This is a genomic window from Bacillus sp. C-3-6 (assembly GCF_054509685.1).
In genome coordinates, this window is record NZ_CM137247.1 from 4441330 (window position 1) to 4458516 (window position 17187).

At 37.5% G+C, this 17187-nt stretch carries 16 protein-coding genes; 2 read left to right on the top strand and 14 right to left on the bottom strand.

What is annotated here, in order from left to right; all coding sequences use genetic code 11:
• Positions 1-34: 34 nt before the first annotated feature.
• The 9 genes from ACW0JX_RS22845 to ACW0JX_RS22885 all read right to left on the bottom strand — a co-directional run bounded on the left by ACW0JX_RS22845 (position 35) and on the right by ACW0JX_RS22885 (position 10535).
• On the bottom strand, positions 35-1153 hold the full coding sequence (locus ACW0JX_RS22845; protein WP_000658372.1) for a nicotinate phosphoribosyltransferase: 1119 nt from the start codon (positions 1151-1153) through the stop codon (positions 35-37).
• Positions 1154-1214: 61 nt separating this feature from the next.
• The gene (locus tag ACW0JX_RS22850; RefSeq protein ID WP_459245085.1) at positions 1215-5072 is read right to left on the bottom strand and encodes a DNA translocase FtsK; all 3858 of its coding nucleotides are present in this window, start codon (positions 5070-5072) and stop codon (positions 1215-1217) included.
• Positions 5073-5227: 155 nt separating this feature from the next.
• Positions 5228-6160 carry an N-acetylmuramoyl-L-alanine amidase gene (locus tag ACW0JX_RS22855; RefSeq protein WP_459245086.1) on the bottom strand — a complete coding sequence of 311 codons (933 nt, stop codon included), beginning with the start codon at positions 6158-6160 and terminating at the stop codon, positions 5228-5230.
• A 40-nt stretch (positions 6161-6200) separates the two neighbouring features.
• Positions 6201-6545, bottom strand: a complete 345-nt coding sequence (locus ACW0JX_RS22860) for a hypothetical protein (protein WP_000813348.1) — start codon at positions 6543-6545, stop codon at positions 6201-6203.
• 224 nt (positions 6546-6769) lie between these two features.
• Entirely contained in the window at positions 6770-7384 is a 615-nt protein-coding gene (gene ytpR / locus ACW0JX_RS22865; protein ID WP_001006777.1) for a YtpR family tRNA-binding protein, read from the bottom strand.
• Positions 7381-8193, bottom strand: a complete 813-nt coding sequence (locus ACW0JX_RS22870; protein WP_000784606.1) for a DUF1444 domain-containing protein — start codon at positions 8191-8193, stop codon at positions 7381-7383. Before ACW0JX_RS22870 ends, ytpR begins: the two co-directional genes overlap by 4 nt.
• A 78-nt stretch (positions 8194-8271) precedes the next feature.
• A complete protein-coding gene (locus tag ACW0JX_RS22875) occupies positions 8272-8586 on the bottom strand; it encodes a thioredoxin family protein (RefSeq protein WP_000838193.1) in 315 nt (104 codons plus the stop codon).
• A gap of 83 nt (positions 8587-8669) precedes the next feature.
• Complete coding sequence (locus ACW0JX_RS22880) at positions 8670-9179, bottom strand: DUF84 family protein (RefSeq protein WP_095690125.1); 510 nt, start codon at positions 9177-9179, stop codon at positions 8670-8672.
• A 282-nt stretch (positions 9180-9461) separates the two neighbouring features.
• Positions 9462-10535, bottom strand: coding sequence for a M42 family metallopeptidase (locus ACW0JX_RS22885; RefSeq protein ID WP_001031517.1), 1074 nt, complete (start codon positions 10533-10535; stop codon positions 9462-9464).
• A gap of 148 nt (positions 10536-10683) precedes the next feature.
• Here ACW0JX_RS22885 and ACW0JX_RS22890 point away from each other — a divergent pair, with 148 nt between their 5' ends.
• A complete protein-coding gene (locus tag ACW0JX_RS22890; protein ID WP_000118541.1) occupies positions 10684-10995 on the top strand; it encodes a PepSY domain-containing protein in 312 nt (103 codons plus the stop codon).
• 198 nt (positions 10996-11193) lie between these two features.
• Here the strand turns inward: ACW0JX_RS22890 and ACW0JX_RS22895 are convergent, their stop codons facing one another.
• A complete protein-coding gene (locus ACW0JX_RS22895) occupies positions 11194-12048 on the bottom strand; it encodes a YtnP family quorum-quenching lactonase (RefSeq protein WP_459245087.1) in 855 nt (284 codons plus the stop codon).
• Between the two features lie 69 nt (positions 12049-12117).
• Entirely contained in the window at positions 12118-12771 is a 654-nt protein-coding gene (gene trmB / locus ACW0JX_RS22900; RefSeq protein WP_001239383.1) for a tRNA (guanosine(46)-N7)-methyltransferase TrmB, read from the bottom strand.
• Between the two features lie 230 nt (positions 12772-13001).
• Here trmB and ACW0JX_RS22905 point away from each other — a divergent pair, with 230 nt between their 5' ends.
• The gene (locus ACW0JX_RS22905) at positions 13002-13280 is read left to right on the top strand and encodes a YtzH-like family protein (protein WP_001122235.1); all 279 of its coding nucleotides are present in this window, start codon (positions 13002-13004) and stop codon (positions 13278-13280) included.
• A 3-nt stretch (positions 13281-13283) separates the two neighbouring features.
• Here ACW0JX_RS22905 and ACW0JX_RS22910 read toward each other — a convergent pair whose 3' ends face one another.
• The 3 genes from ACW0JX_RS22910 to thpR form a co-directional block, all read right to left on the bottom strand.
• Positions 13284-14081 carry a phosphotransferase family protein gene (locus tag ACW0JX_RS22910; RefSeq protein WP_002094168.1) on the bottom strand — a complete coding sequence of 266 codons (798 nt, stop codon included), beginning with the start codon at positions 14079-14081 and terminating at the stop codon, positions 13284-13286.
• Between the two features lie 227 nt (positions 14082-14308).
• A complete protein-coding gene (gene pulA, locus ACW0JX_RS22915; protein ID WP_459245088.1) occupies positions 14309-16450 on the bottom strand; it encodes a type I pullulanase in 2142 nt (713 codons plus the stop codon).
• A gap of 163 nt (positions 16451-16613) precedes the next feature.
• Positions 16614-17159 (bottom strand): RNA 2',3'-cyclic phosphodiesterase, encoded by a 546-nt coding sequence (gene thpR / locus ACW0JX_RS22920; protein WP_459245089.1) that lies wholly within the window; start codon positions 17157-17159, stop codon positions 16614-16616.
• Positions 17160-17187 lie beyond the last annotated feature (28 nt).

Consider the following 17187-nt stretch of genomic DNA (forward strand, 5'->3'; position numbering starts at 1 on the left):
GATAGGGTCAATCACCTATCAGTTTTTCTCTCTTTTACATATCTTCTCTTTTTTCTAATTGAACACGCTCTAAACGTGGGTTTGGACGATATTTACGACCAGCTTTTGCTTCTGGTTTCCCATTTAATTCTACATTATCACCAGTAAAGCCAATATTCATTTTTAACAAGCTACTTCCTACCCCGTATATGTCAACAGGTACCTTTTGAGCTTCAAATTCACGAATACGTTTTTCATCAAATCCACCAGTTACAACGATGTCTACATGCTGGAATCCTTCTTCATCAAGCGCCTTGCGAAGTGCAAATACGAGCGATGGGTTTACACCACGTGGATCGAATGTTCCAAGTACTTCTGGGTGGCGAATAAAGTATTGATCAATCATTGTGCGAGACGTATCTACACGCACACCTTTTAATGTTGATCCAAACTCACGCGCTACACGAAGTGCATCTGTAATAACATCATTATTGTAATCAATTAGTACAACTAATTCATCTTCTGGGAATTTCTTATGATATGCTTTTGCCGCTTCTACAACATCACCATTAAACATTTGAATTAATGCGTGAGGCATTGTTCCCATACCACTTCTGCCCCACCATTCATTCATCGCATGCGTCGCTTGTGCGCTCATACCTCCGATGTATGCTGCATAACCGTCACCAGCTTGTTGTGTATAATGATCGTCACGATCTCCCATGAAAATAACTGGTTTTTCTTTATCTACACTACGTGCAGCTTGGACAACATTATATACGTTTGTTGCAACCGATGTACGACGAGCTAAAATCCCATCAATAACACCTTCTAAAAATCCGAAATTCTCATAAGGACCATGAATTGTTAACACTGTTTCAAATGGACTAATTTTATCGCCATCTTTTAAAGAGTTAATTTCAAGTTCCTCAGGATTTTTAGCGAATGTTTGCAGCAATGCAATTACTTCATCTGTTCCGCAAAGAACTGCATTTTCTTTTTGGAAAAATTGCATCGTTACAACACTTTTTGGGCGAAATTCTTCAATAATTTCTCTAGTTTTTAAAAAGTAAACGGCGGAGAACCAACCTTCCCCAACGCGTTCGTCAAATTTAAATGTTTTATTTGTTAGTCGATTTATTTCACCTTTTAATTTTAATTCAATTTCTTTCATGTCGCTTTACTCCCTACTTTACTATCCAACATTTTCTATTAGTATACAGCAAAACCGTGGACTATACATTCGTTTCCTGCATAGCAGCAAATTCATCCTCAGAAATAAGGACATCTCTCGGCTTAGTTCCTCTCGCTTCAGAAATAATCCCTTGCGATTCCATCTCTTCAATGAGACGTGCTGCGCGATTATAACCAATACGGAATTTTCGCTGTACAGAAGATGTGGACGCTCCCCCTTGTTCTACAACAAATTGACATGCATCAAAGAACAGTTCATCTTCCGACTCAGCCTGTTCTGTTTTCGCTAATAAATCCTCTTGCTTAAATAAGTAATTCGGCTTCATTTGCTTTCTCACATGATCAACTGTTTTTTCAATCTCATCATCCGATACATATACACCTTGTACACGAACTGGCTTAGATGTACCGTTCCCTAAAAATAACATATCACCACGGCCAAGTAATTTTTCCGCGCCCCCAATATCGATAATCGTACGTGAATCAACTTGAGATGATACAGTAAACGCAATACGCGTTGGAATATTTGATTTAATTAAACCTGTAATAACATCTACAGATGGACGCTGCGTCGCAACTAATAAATGAATACCACAAGCACGTGCTTTTTGCGCAATACGACAAATTGCTTCCTCAACATCACCTGGTGCTACCATCATTAAATCGGCTAACTCATCAATAACGATAACGATATAAGGTAATGTCTCACCTGGAATATCTCGCTCACTTACAATTGTATTATAGCGAGTTAAATCACGAGCACCAGCATGCGCAAACAATTCATAACGACGCTCCATCTCATCAACTGCCCACTTTAACGCAGCTGTCGCTGCTTTTACATCCGTAATAACAGGTGCTACAAGATGCGGAACAGAATTGTATGGTGCAAGCTCAACCATCTTCGGATCAATTAACATTAACTTCACTTCATGTGGTTTTGCTTTATATAAAATACTCGTTAAAATCGCGTTAATACACACGCTTTTACCTGAACCCGTCGCACCCGCAATAAGTCCGTGCGGCATTTTTCGAATATCCGTTACAATTGGATCCCCTGAAATATCAAGTCCAAGCGCAACTGTAAGCGGTGATTCGCTCTTTGTAAACACAGGACTTCTTAAAATCTCGCGAAGAAATACTGGCTTACTTTCTTTATTTGGAACTTCAATTCCAATTGCACTCTTTCCTGGAATCGGCGCTTCAATACGAATATCTTTCGCAGCTAAACTTAACTTAATATCATCACTTAAATTTGTAATTTTATTTACTTTCACGCCTGGGTCTGGTTGCACTTCAAAACGAGTTACTGCTGGCCCTTGCGATACATTAATAACATGTGCTCCAACATGAAAATTATTAAACGTTGTATCTAATAATTCTTTTTGCTCATCTAACCATTCTGTATTATCTAGCGCTGATTGCTGTGGAATTGACAACAACGCTAATGGCGGAACAGTATATGTCGGTGGGGTGTGCAATACATTTCGCATATCGTTCTCTCTTTGATTTACAACATATGCTTTCTCTTTTGGTTCTGTACTTGAAATTGACTTTTGTACTTGCTCTACCACTACTTGTTGCATTGGTTGCTCTTCCACTTGTGGTTCTGCTACTACTTGCTGCATTGGTTGTTCTTCCACTTGTGGTTCTGCTACTACTTGCTGCATTGGTTGTTCTTCCACTTGTGGTTCTGCTACTACTTGCTGCACTGGGCTTTCTTCCACTTGTGGTTCTACTACTACTTGCTGCATTGGTTGTTCTTCTACTTGTGGCTTTGCTACTACTTGCTGCACTGGGCTTTCTTCCACTTGTGGTTCTGCTACTACTTGCTGCACTGGGCTTTCTTTCACTTGTGGTTCTGCTACTACTTGCTGCACTGGGCTTTCTTCCACTTGTGGTTCTGCTACCTCTTGTTGTACTGGCTTATTCTCTACTCGTACATTAGCAGAAGGCTGCATTGCATTTGCTCTAACTGCATGTCTTTCCATTAATCGTGTTCTATCTTGTTTCAACATAACAACATTAAATGGTACATGACGCTTTTTCTCACGTTTTGGTTCTTCTTTTTTTACAACGGGTTGTTCTTCTACGACCGGCACTTCTTCTTCAACTGATTGCTCTTCTACGACCGGTGCTTCTTCTACAACTCGTTTATTTTCTTCTGTTTCTGCAATTAAAACATTCGCAAAGCTTTGAACATCGTTCTTTGTCTGTTCATCAGCCTCAGCTACATGTATGAATTCACTGTTTTGTTCAATTACTTCATCTTCTTGCTGAATTTCCTCAAGTGCTACAAATGTCTCTACTACAGGCGCTTTTGTTTCTGCGATCACTTCTACTTCTTCTAGCTCTTCTGTTTCCGCAATTACTTCCACTTCTTCTAGCTCTTCCGTTTCCGCAATTACTTCTACTTCTTCTAGCTCTTCTGTTTCCGCAATTACTTCCACTTCTTCTAGCTCTTCTGTTTCCGCAATTACTTCCACTTCTTCTGAATCTTCTGCTTCTGCGATTACTTCTACTTCTTCTAGCTCTTCTGTTTCCGCAATTACTTCCACTTCTTCTAGCTCTTCCGTTTCCACAATTACTTCTACTTCTTCTGACTCTTCCGTTTCTGCAATCACTTCTACTTCTTCTGACTCTTCCGTTTCTGCAATTACTTCCACTTCTTCTGATTCTTCTGTTTCTGCAATCACTTCTACTTCTTCTGTTTCTGCGATTACTTCCACTTCTTCTAGCTCTTCTGTTTCCGCAATTACTTCCACTTCTTCTGAATCTTCTGCTTCTGCGATTACTTCTACTTCTTCTAGCTCTTCTGTTTCTGCAATTACTTCTACTTCTTCTAGCTCTTCTGGTATTTCCACAATGATTGTTTCTTCAAGTTTTTCTTCTGCTTTGACAATCACTGATTCTTCTGGAGCTTGCTTTTCTACTTCAATAGTAGGTTGTTTTATTTCTGTATTACGTTTAATTTCTTCTGATAATATTGTATCCTCATGCTCTACTTTAGAAGCCACTAATTCTCCTTGTAGATTGTTTTCGTTTAACACCACTACATCTTTTTCTAGCTTAGCACTTTCCATCTGCTCAGCTACTGTTTTATGAAGTAATTCATCCGCTGAAACTTCCTGCGGTGTACTCATTTCTTTAATCACTTCTTTTTCTTCTACTAAAGGCACTTGGCGTTCAATTTCATAACCGTTTTTCTCTAGCCATTGATCAACAACTGATTTTTCTTCTTTTTTGCCCTGTTGGCCTTTCTGTTCAACTACTTCACCTGGAGCAGAAGACGTTGCTTGTCCTTCTGAGAAATCAGATAATTTATATCCTTTTTTCTCTAACCATGCATCAACAACTGCTTTTCCCTCTACAGATATTTCAAGATCTTCTCTTTCTTTTACTTCCTCCTGCTTTTCAACCTTTTTCTCTACTGAAGGACGATTATATCCATAAATTGGCGAAATCATTTCTGTTGGACGAAATGGTCTACGGTTACTCTCTTGCGAAGGTGCAGATGCCTTTTTAACGACAGACTCCCGCACCGGTTCATATTGCACTTCCGGCTCTTCATATGTAGAAACTACCTTTTCCACATACGGTCGTCTGCTTCTTTCCACCTTTATTCCTCTTTGGGCAGTCGGTTCTTCATATGCTACTCCTTGAACAGGTTGTTCTTCAAAGTGATTTACTTCGCTTTCATCCTCTTCATCGAACCCATTATCCGGTACTAAAGGAAAACGGCATTTACCTGCATTCCTACTTGCCATTTGTGCTTCTCTTGCTTCAGTGTAGTGGTTTACACGAGGAATTTTCGGCTGACTTTCAATTTGCTTTGGTACTTCTTTATTCATCGCTGTTTGTTCTTCCTCTTTGTTAAACAGCTTTTTCATCCAATCTAACATGCTTACCACTCTTTCTACTAAATAGTAACATCCTTTATTGTATCAGCATTCGGCAAAAAGTGCAGGTAAAATTAAGCATGTCATATTTATCCACAATATTCTAATTTACGAGTGTTTTCATATGGAAAAACGCAGCCTTTCATGTAAGACTGCGCTTAAGCTTTACTCTTCCGATATGCATCTACACTATCCGTTACACTTTGCAATAAAGAATTTACATACTGCGGGTCAGATAATTTTTTATCTTCTTCATAGTTTGACATAAACCCAAGTTCTAATAGTACGCCAGGTACTTTGGACCAATTGAATCCAGAAAGGTCATCCCTAAATTTAATTCCATTTACTTTCACTTGCTGATTTTCTCTCATTTTATTTACTATCGTTTGAGAGATTTGAAGACTTTCCGCATAAATCTCTTTCGTATACGGACTTCCTTCTGCCGGCGTCAATACAGCAAATCCACTTTGGTTTGGATTTTCAGAACCATCTGCATGAAGACGTAAAAATAAATTAGCCTTATGATTATTTGCGAATGTCGCCCGTTCTTTATTACTTATATCAACGTCTTGTGATATTCTCGTCATTAACACTTGTATCCCTTTTGCTTCAAGCTTTTCTTTTAATAAAAAAGCCATTTCTAATACAAGTACAGCCTCTCTCTTTTTCGTCACAACACCTGTTGTACCGTCTGTCACTTTATATTTTTGCGTTGTTGCCCCTGGTCCAATCGGCTCTAAATTTAAATTCGCTTTTTGTTGATGCCCTGGATCAATAACGACGAGAAACTTTCCTTGCTTTTCATTACTCTCTACTTTTTGTTCATTATTTTGCACTGGTTGCTCAATTGGCTGCACCGTTGTAGTTTCTTCTTTCTTTTCCTCGGCTGATACTTCCTCTTGCCTCTGTTCTACTTGCGATTCTTCGTTCTTTTCTTGTTCTTGCTGCTTTTCTACCGGTGCGTCTTCTTTGGTATCTTTGTTTTTCTCTTGTATAGAAGATGTAGTTTCTTTTTTCGGCTGCTCTTGTGAACAACCGGCCATATATATTCCAATGAATGCAATCATGCTCATTATTTTTATATACTTCATACTTCTCTCCCATCACTTTGCACCGGATTCAAAGTTTTTCTTATAATTGCCCTATAATCTCATCCATATTTCCAATATAAACTGGCTGCCATGTTTCTGTACCACGTTCTGCAGTATAAACTGGATAAGCGTCATCATCTATATTTACGAAAACTGGATCGCCCATATCCGTTTCATATCCAATTGCAATCCATCCTTCTTGCCACTTTCCGTTTTCTTCACTTATTAATGACTTTTTATGTTTATCATATCGGTAACCGATTTGTCCTTTTTCTAATTCACTTTCACTAAACACATATATTTCATAAGTACCTAGTTCAACATCTTGCTGTTTTGAAGTTTCAATTCGTTTTAGAAGTTCTGCGATTTTTGGTTGTTGTTTCATACGTCTATCCCCTTCTATTTTTCTAAATTTTAACTAGTTTGTTTATAAAATACAATATAGATTTTAAGACAAAAGGTGACACCCTGACCATATTTACGATTTTTTGAGTGTATCTATCACAACTCTCAATATATCAACAATTCAACACGAAATTTCGACTTACCAACAAAAATGACAAAAAAGAGAGGCTGCCCAAAAGGACAACCTCTCTTTTCTTATATCAATTAAAATTTAAATTCTTGTCCAACTTCAAAACTATCTTCTAATACAAGAATACCTTTTTCTTGTGGAGCGTCTGGAAGCTCTAATTCACGTGCAGAGCAGATCATTCCAGAAGAAGGAACACCGCGAAGCTCAGCTGGCTTGATTAACATACCGCTCGGCATTACAGCACCGATTTTTGCAACGACAACTTTTTGTCCTGCATCAACGTTTGGTGCGCCACATACGATTTGTAATGTTTCTGTACCGATTTCTACTTTACAGATGTTTAACTTATCAGCATTTGGATGCTTTTCTTTTTCAGCTACATAACCTACAACAAATTTCGGAGAAAGATCTGCTTCTACTGTTTCTTCAAAGCCGTTCTTCGCTAAAATTTCGTTGATTTTCTCAACAAGCTCTTTCGTTAATGTAAGGTTACCTGTTTCTGTTACTTCTAAATAAGAAGATGCATTAAAGATGTTGAATCCTCCCGTTACGTTGCTTTCACGATCATAAACGCGAGCAACATCTCCTTTGCGATCAAAAGTACGGTTCTCTAAAGTAATATCTTGTAAGGCAACAATTAAAGTGTCACCAATTCCTTCAAGGTTGTAAAAAACGTTCACTTCGTTCATCCTTTCTCTTTTCCATCTGTCTTCTTCCGATTTTTCGCTAAAATAAAGATTGGTTCAAACTCTCCATCTTCATATACGAATGAAAGTGATGTAATCGGAACATGCCCTTCGGCAAAAAATTTCATTGTCATTTGTGCAATAATATCATAACCGATTTCGTTAACGATATCAGCAATAATTAATACATCTTGGTGAGGAACAGCAACAACCATGTCACCAGAAATCTTTTCACGCATCGATTGTAGTAACGATTCGTTTAAAATACGCGTCGCGTCATATCCATCATTTGTGTTTAAAAAGTAGAATGTATTACCCGCTACTGTGTCTTGTTTAAATTCATAACCTAATGAACGAGCATTGAATAATGCCATTTCACGTACTTGCTGTTCTGTAAGTTCTAATTTTTGTAACAGACGCTCATCGATTAGTCGATACGTTTTATTCGAATCTAACGCATAGTAAATACGTGTTTCCGCCGTATGATCCGTCATAATAAACGGATTTCCTTCTTCTGCTTGTTTCGGGAAAGAAGTAGAGCGAATAACAGGTAAAATTTTCGCTCCGCTATTTTCTTCTTTATGCATCGCAATTAGCGCTTCTTGTACATAATAAGCAACCTCTTCAATTGCTTTTTCTTTATTCACTTCCCATTTTGCCACAACTCCTGGAAGCGATACGTTAATACCTTTTTTAGAGTCTTTCTGTTCAATACGTAGAACTTCTTTCTCGCTATCATACTGAAAGTCCCATTCTGGGCGAGATAATTTCTTCATTAACTCGTCTTTCATCTTTTTACTTGTCATCTTCATCTCTTTTTCCTCCCTTCCAAAAAAATAACCTCCCCCGCGAAGGTAGAGGTTGTTTTACAATTCAATTGGCAAATTGCCTTATTTTAAACCTTCAATAAACTCTTCGATTTGTTCTTGTGTTTTACGATCTTTGTTTACATAGCGACCCGTTTCTTCACCCTTATTGTACGCTACAAAGCTCGGAATGCCAAATACGTCTAATTTTACACATAGATCAATAAACTCATCACGATCTACATAGTAAAATGAGAAATCACTATATTTCTCTTCTACTTCTGGCATAAATGGGTCTACAAAACGGCAGTCTGGGCACCATTCTGCTGAGAACATAAAGACTACATTCTCTTCATTTTTTAATTGTTGGAATTGCTCCATGCTTTCTAATGACTTCATCTATATTTCCTCCTCTAACGAGTGCATGTTTTCATGTTATAATCTTTCTTTTATACTACCATACATCACGCATGGTGCAAGGTTTATGCTTGCTTTTTGTCATACTTATATTGCCCAACAAGTAACTTAACAACGTGTACAAATAATTCCGTGCGATCAACATAATCATCTGTAAAAATACCGATTGCACCTTCGTGACTACGAATATCTTTTCTCTGTACAAACTCTTCCATCACTTCACTTAACTCCTTGCCCTCTTCAAGAGGTGCTAAAAAATCATCCGGTAACGTAATACGTGCCCCGCCGGCAACAAATATTTTACCATCACTTGTTGCTAGCGCGCCCCAATTACACATAAATAAACCGTACTCCGTTTTCATTACACCGCCTTCTAGCCCAATACCAATTTGAGCTCCTCCTTCCTCTAGCGCTCGCTTCGCTCTATTAATCGCTCCTTGCATCGTCTCTTCATCTGAAAACGGCTGATTTGCTACTCCTGAAGGAACAGAAAGAGATGTAATTTCAGCATCTTTCCAAACCTTCTCCACAGCGCCAACCTTCGTTTTATTCTTCGATCCAACTACTACCTTCATTTCGTTCACCTCTATAAAAATTCATCATTCTATTCTAATATCCGCATCAGATACGAATTAAGTATCAACCACTACCACATATCACCAAGTCATCTATTCAGCCTAAAAAAGAAGGTTTTTTCTAGCAACATTACCGTCTTCAAAAACAAAAACAGCCTTCCTCTCTTTTCCTATCCAGGGTCTTAATACAACATTCGAGCACCAATTAGGCACTGACCGCTCCCACTCATGGATGGGCCATCTCTTCAATCTAAAAAAAGAAGGGTTTTTCGCCCTTCTTCTCTACGCGTTATTCTTAATTGTCTCTAACGTCGTTTTATCTGTTGTTCTTACAAGCTTCGTAATTAATTCTTTCGCCGCTGCATAATCATCAACATGTAAAATTGAAGCATGTGTATGAATGTAGCGTGCGCAAACACCAATTACTGCTGATGGGATACCAGAGTTACTTGTATGTACACGGCCAGCATCTGTACCACCTTGTGAAATAAAGTATTGGTACGGAATGTTGTTTGTTTCTGCTGTATCTAAAATGAATTCGCGCATTCCTCTATGTGTTACCATCGTGCGATCGTAAATACGAAGAAGGGCACCTTTTCCTAATTGACCGAACTGCGTTTTGTCACCAGATGCATCGTTTGCTGGACTTGCATCAAGCGCATAGAAAATGTCTGGTTGAATCATATTTGCAGCGGTTTGCGCTCCGCGAAGGCCTACTTCTTCTTGTACAGTAGCACCAGAATATAATGTGTTTGGTAATGTTTCATCTTTTAACTCTTTTAACAATTCGATTGCAAGACCACATCCGTAACGGTTGTCCCAAGCTTTCGCCATAATTTTCTTCTCATTTGCCATCGGTGTGAATGGGCAAATCGGCACGATTTGTTGTCCCGGTTTTACACCAATTTCAATCGCATCTTCATAACTATCTGCACCTATATCAATTAACATATTTTTTATATCCATCGGTTTTGCACGTTGCGCGTCACTTAATAAATGAGGAGGAATAGAACCAACAACCCCAATAACAGGACCATTCTTCGTCATAACTTGTACACGCTGCGCTAATAAAACTTGGCTCCACCAGCCGCCTAACGTTTGAAAACGAAGCATTCCGTTTTTCGTAATTTGCGTAACCATGAAACCTACTTCATCCATATGACCTGCTACAAGAACACGCGGGCCAGTTTCGTCCCCTTTTTTCAGACCAAATACGCTACCTAAACCGTCTTGTACAATTTCATCCGCATATTTGCTTAATTCTTGTTTCATAAAACGGCGTACATCATGTTCAAAACCTGATGCACCTTGTAATTCTGTTAACGTACGAAATAATTGCAATGTCTCTTTATTCACGAAGTCCCCTTCTTTCAAACCTTAGTAGAATACCTCTTTTATTGTAACGAAATTTTCGAAATGTTTCTAGTTTCTTCTTTTTTAGCTGTATTTGCTTTATAATTATTATTGGTACACTATTTTTATTTTATAGAATTGAGGTGAATATATGAGCTGGAAAGGTTTAGTAGCAGGTCTTGGCGTTGGGTTCGCAGCTGGTTATCTCGTTGCAAACAAAGTACAAGAACAATCCCATATTTCTTCAGAAAAAGCATTGAAAATGGTGAAACAAGCATTAAGTCATAAAGGTGAAATTACTGGCTCTTGGGTACATATGGTTCCAGAGACATTTGAAAAATATGATGTCGCATATGAAGTTTATCGCGGCGGTCTTACAACAATGTTAGATGATATACAAGAACGATTTGAATTTTTAGTTGATGCTAAAACAGGTACTGTTTTAGAGGTTATAGCAGCATAAAACGGAGGGTTCCCATTAGGTGAACCTCTTATTTTTTTGAAATTGCGAGTATTGTTTAAAATTATATCAGCGATTTTTCGAATATATCAGCGCAACTCAAATTATATCGGCGATTTTTTAAATATATCGACTTACCGACAAAACCCCACAATAAAAAAGAAGCTGCTCCAATAAATATGATGGAACAACTTCCTATTTTTATGCTTCTATACTCGTTTTCCGTTCTATTTTTTCTACGATATGCCCTTCCTCATTCCACTTCACAGCACGATAATATGCATCATGATAAAACGTAAACCACGCCTCTTTGTCAGCACCATACTTCATCCACTTTTGTTTATTTTCAATCGAGGTCATCGGATAATCATCGTATGCCATTACCCATAATACATTTTGATGCGCGTGCGTCGGCAAGAGATCTGCTAAATGTAGCATCGTTTCCCCTTGACTCTCCAAAGCGATGACTGCATGTCCATCACTATGCCCACCCGTATGCGCCATCTTGATTTCATCTGTAATTTCTATTTCTTGCTGGAACGTAACAACTTGATCTACAATTGGCTCCCAATTTTCCTTCCAATATGTATTACGTGATCTAATGTTTGGATTCCTCATTTCATTCCATTCTGTTTCACTTACGTAAACTTTCGCATTTGGAAATGCCGGCACAAGGTGATCATCTTCCCATTTTGTTAGACCAGATGCATGATCAAAATGAAGATGTGTCATTAAAACATATTGAATATCTTCAGGCTTTAATCCCTGTTTTTCTAACGATTCATAAACCGATGATTCTTCTGTTACACCTTGATTTCGTTTCATCTTCTCATTCAACTTACCGTTTCCTATTCCTGAATCAATGAGCATATTTCCATCTTTCGTTTGTAAAAGTAACGGATCTGTTCGTAAGTAAATATGATGTGTGTCATTATGTTTATATTTACGTGACCAAAGTACTTTCGGCACAACACCAAACATTGCCCCTCCATCTAAATGTGTATTTCCGCCTTTTAACCACGTTACTTTTATATCTCCAATTTGTAACTGTTCCATTACACATCCCCCTTTCAATTAATCTTAACATAAAATTCTGATTATTTTAGATGTAAAAAAACCTATGCATTACTGCATAGGCTCTGTACGATATTTTGCTTCAACTCGGTAAATACGATGACCTTTACTAGAGAATTTCTCTTCGTATTCAGTCATGATGTTACCTTCAAAGTCGCTGTTATGAAGATCTAAGCTTAAGTACGTTAGTAACATACCATACTCAGCCATACTCATAAGAGAATATTCAAATAAACCTTGATTATCTGTTTTGAAATGAATTTCTCCGCCTTCTACTAACACTTCTTCATAATTGCGTAAAAACGTTTTATACGTTAAACGACGCTTCGTATGACGCTTCTTTGGCCATGGATCTGAGAAGTTTAAATAAACGCGATCAATCTCACCTTTTGCAAAGAAAACTGTTAAATCTTCAGCATCTTTATTAATTAACTTTAAGTTCGGCACTTCTTCTTCAATTAATTTATCAAGTGCATCTACAACAACACTTGTGAATTTTTCAATTCCAATATAATTAATATGTGGATTCGCTTTTGCCATATCATACATAAAGCGGCCACGACCTGTACCTACTTCAATATGAATTGGTTGTTCATTTCCAAATACTTCTTTCCAATTACCAGCGCGCTCCTCTGGGTTTCCGATTACGATATGTGAATACTCATTAATTCGATCCATTGCATATGGTTTATGTCTTAAACGCATAGATGTCTCCCTCTCTTTACAAAACTATTTTAAAGGAATAATTCCTTCTTTCTGTTTTTTAATCAATCTACCAAACAAAAAACCAAGTACGTACGAGCACTCGGTCCGTTTCTTTCAAGTATAAGATGTACCATTTTGATAAAAACTACATACAGCATTAAACATTCCATGACGAAACAGCTTTTTCTCTTACATTTGAAGAGAAAAACAATCGAAAGGATGATCCGTTCATGCCAATTAATCAACAACATCAATTAGAAGTGCTGAAAGATATTTTAGTCAACCACCAAAGTGATTGCTGCGGGACAGTTTCAGAATGCGAGCAATTAGAGCGCCTCATTCAATCGTTACTCGCAAACGATAATATAAGTAGTGACGCTAAAACAATGCTAAACGATGTATATTCTTATAGTCAATCGGGTAAATCTTCCTCTAATTTGGACAACCATATTTCCAATAATCAAGAACAACTTACTCAGTGGATTGCTGGAATGGACAATTTTTCTTAAGTATTATTCTGAAGCAAGTAGTTGCTGTAAATATTGATGCCAATATTCAGCTTCTGCTTGCTGTTTTTTTGTTGTATGCCATTGAATAGACAAAATCGTTTGTGCTATCACATACCATCTCATGCGCCTAAGCAGCGATTCATCCATTTCAATATCATAAAAACCGAGCCACTCACTCCACTCCTGGCGCGGAATGTACCAATATAATAACATACCAAGGTCTAGAGCTGGGTCAGCAATTACAGCTCCATCCCAATCAATTAAAAACAACTCATCTTCATCCGACAATATCCAGTTGTTATGGTTTACATCACAATGGCATACAACGAATTCATTGTATTCAATAGCTTTTAATGAATCCATTAAATATTGAAGGCCTTGCTGAATTGTTTCATCATCCCTTATATCTCCTCTTAAAACGAGTTGCAGTTGTTGTAATAACTCTTGTGCGTGAAGCGGTTGCTTCCCAAGTCTTTGAATCATTTGTACAAGCGCTTTAGAGGAGTGAATTTTCTTCAAAAGTTTCGCAACACGTTCTAGTTTCATATCCTCTGGCTCTAACTTCTGTCCCGGAAGCCATTTTTGAGCAGAAATTACATCACCGTTCGTTACCCTTCTTGTCCAAAGTAATTTTGGAACAATTCCTTCTGCTGACAATACCGCTAAAAAGGGCGATGTATTCCGCTTTAAAAATAACTTCTGTTGTCCGTTTTGCGCAATATATGCATCGCCCGTTACTCCACCAGCCGGTACAAGACTCCACTCTTTTCCTAATAATTGTTCCAACCATTCCATATTCATTACCCGTTAACAAATCCTTATCTTTTATAGTTATGAAAAGAAAAACCGCAACATTTCTACACATGTTGTGGATTCATATATTTTACTGTAAATGAAAAGAAAAATTAGCCTCAGCCAAAAATTCTCTATTTTATTTTACAAAACCTGTCATAGAATGACAACTTATCAAAATCGTCACCTTTGTCAATTCTACATTTATTACATTCTCATCGTCAAGTAGCGATTTGTCACATTATCGTCAATATATACGTGCTAATTGGAGCGAGCCTAAGTTCCTTTCCTCTAAATGAAGAAATTGGCTCTATTTTCGCTTGCTTTTCGTCTACTATCACATGCCACGTTTCTTCTTTCGGAAGTTGCACAGTTTTAGCTTCTAAACCGCTATTAAATAAAACGATAATCTCTTTCCACGGCCCAAACGATTCTGCATGCTCTAGGTGATATGCAAGTACTTCTGTAGATGTTTGTAAAAAAGTCATATGTTTTTTTATAAGGTCTGCGTTTTGTAATCGGAATGCCCCATGCTCTTTACGAATCGCAATTAAACCTTTTATATAGTTAACGGTCTCTATTTCTTTCTCTTTTTGATCCCAATCTAATTGATTGATCTCATCATTTGCATTATAGCTATTTTCATTTCCTTTCTTCGTACGATAAAACTCTTGTCCTGCATGTAAGAAAGGAATACCTTGTGAAAGAATAACCATTGCGCTCGCTAGCAGGTGACGTTTTTTCAAAATCGCTTCTGATTCTTCATTACTGCGCACTAGTTTATCCCACATCGTCATATTATCATGACATTCTACATAGTTAATGCTTTGCGCCGGCTCTAGAAACAGCCCTGTTTCTTTCATACTTAAAAGACTTCCTGCTGCAATATACTGCAAATGATTACAGTCTACATGCCCACCAAATGCAAAACCACGCTTATTTATATGAAATGTACTCCCTTTTATCCCATCACGAAATTGATCATTAAACTGCGCCATATGTGGCATTTTCTTCGCATTATTTAACGTTGCTTTTTCCTCACGAGGAAGCGGTGTTTGTAAATCCCATCCTTCTCCTAATAACAAAGCATCTCGTTTTATGTTTCGCACTTCTTTTTCTATCATATTCATTGTATCAACATCTAAAATTCCCATTAAGTCGAATCGGAATCCATCGACATTGTATTCAGTAAGCCAATATAAAATAGACTCTACAATGAATTTCCTCATCATTTTCCGTTCAGATGCTATATCATTTCCGACTCCCGTCCCATTAGAAGGCATACCATCTTCACCATGACGAAAATAGTATCCTGGAACAAGCTTTTCAAATGATGATAGCTCTCTTTCATAAACATGATTATATACAACATCTATAATTACCCTAATGCCATGCTCATGAAATGTCTCGATCAACTGTTTACACTCTACTATCCTGTTATACGGATCAGAGGGATTTGTAGCATAAAATCCTGTTGGTGCATTGTAATATAATGGATTATAGCCCCAATTATAGGCAGACGAAGGATTCGCCTCATCTACACCACCGAAACAATATAACGGTAATAGTTCAACATGTGTAACACCTAAATCTTTTATATGAGACAACCCTGTTAAAGTCCCATTCCGTCCTGTTGTTCCCTCTTCCATCAATCCTTTATATGTTCCCTTTTGAATCACTCCACTATTTTGATGTATAGTCGCATCACGAATATGCAGTTCATACAATATGGCATCTGTCATTGATTGTAATGGTGGTAATCCTTCTCTTCTTGTTACATTCGTTTTTTCTAAATCGATAACAACACCGTGTTTTCCGTTTACCGTCACCGACTTTGCATAAGGATCTACAGCTTCGTTCCATATTAAATTAATACAAACGAGAAATGTATAGCGTGCTCCGTCTAAATCACCTTGTAATGTTTGAATCCAAACTCCGTTTTCTCCCCTGTACATTTCATGATCGGCATATTCTTTATCGCTCTTATAAATTCTTACTTTCGCAAGCCTTGCAGTTGGGGCCCATACTTTAAATGTCGTTTCTTCTTTTTGATACACAGCACCTAAATCTGTACCTTCGTAATAATACTTTTCATCGAAAATTGTTGTTCGAATAACAGCACCTATTTGTAAATCCGTTTCTTCATTCCGTTCATCTCGTACTGTATAATACTTTCCCACATCTAGCGGCTCTTCTATAAAGCACTCATACTTCGTTGCATCTGGAAGCGCAATCGTATGAGCAATCGGTAAATCTTTCACATTACTTCCTTCTTGCAAACGAAATGTCCGACTTGTTCCATACGCATGTGGGAGCAAAATTGTAATTTTATTCATTTCATCTAAATAGGCATCAAATGGACGTTTTACTTTCAACATAAAAAAATCACCATCATTCTCAAAGTTAAAATAAAGTGAAACTTTAATGAGCGAGATAAAATGAGCTGCAAATGATAAGGCTTTTCTTATCAACAAGACTCTATACAGTAACTCCATTCTTCTCTATATTATATTCACCTGCATAAAAAACGTTTTCACCATTCTATTTTTGTAATTTTATTTCAGCAATCGATTTATACTTCCGGGTTTCTTTCACGTGGGATTCGTATAAAGTAATTGTATCTGCTTGAAATGATATTTCAGGTACTTCTTTTATACTTTCTAAATGAAACTTTTCTTCTCCTATCCATTTACGAGCAACAGTAATATGCGGATGATACGGGCGTGTTTCTAGAGAAAATCCATTTTCTTCACAAATGACATGTACTTGCTTTTGCAACTGAAACAAACCGTGATTCTCACTTACCTTCGCCCAAAAAATACGGGGCTGATCTTCTCTACCAAACGTTGAAAAACCTTGTAACGTGAACGATAGTTCTTTTGTTTTTGTAAGTGTTTGTAATCCATTCTTTATCCCTTTTAACTGTTCTTCTGTCGCACCTCCTAAAAAGGAAAGGGTAATATGATAATCTTCCTTATGTACCCACGAGCGAAATGGTAATTCCGCATTCGTATCCTCTTTATAGTTAGACAGCACTTCTTTTATATGATTTGGTAACGTAATTGCGACAAAATAATGCCTATCCATGTACACCGTCTCCTTCTTTCTATTGTTT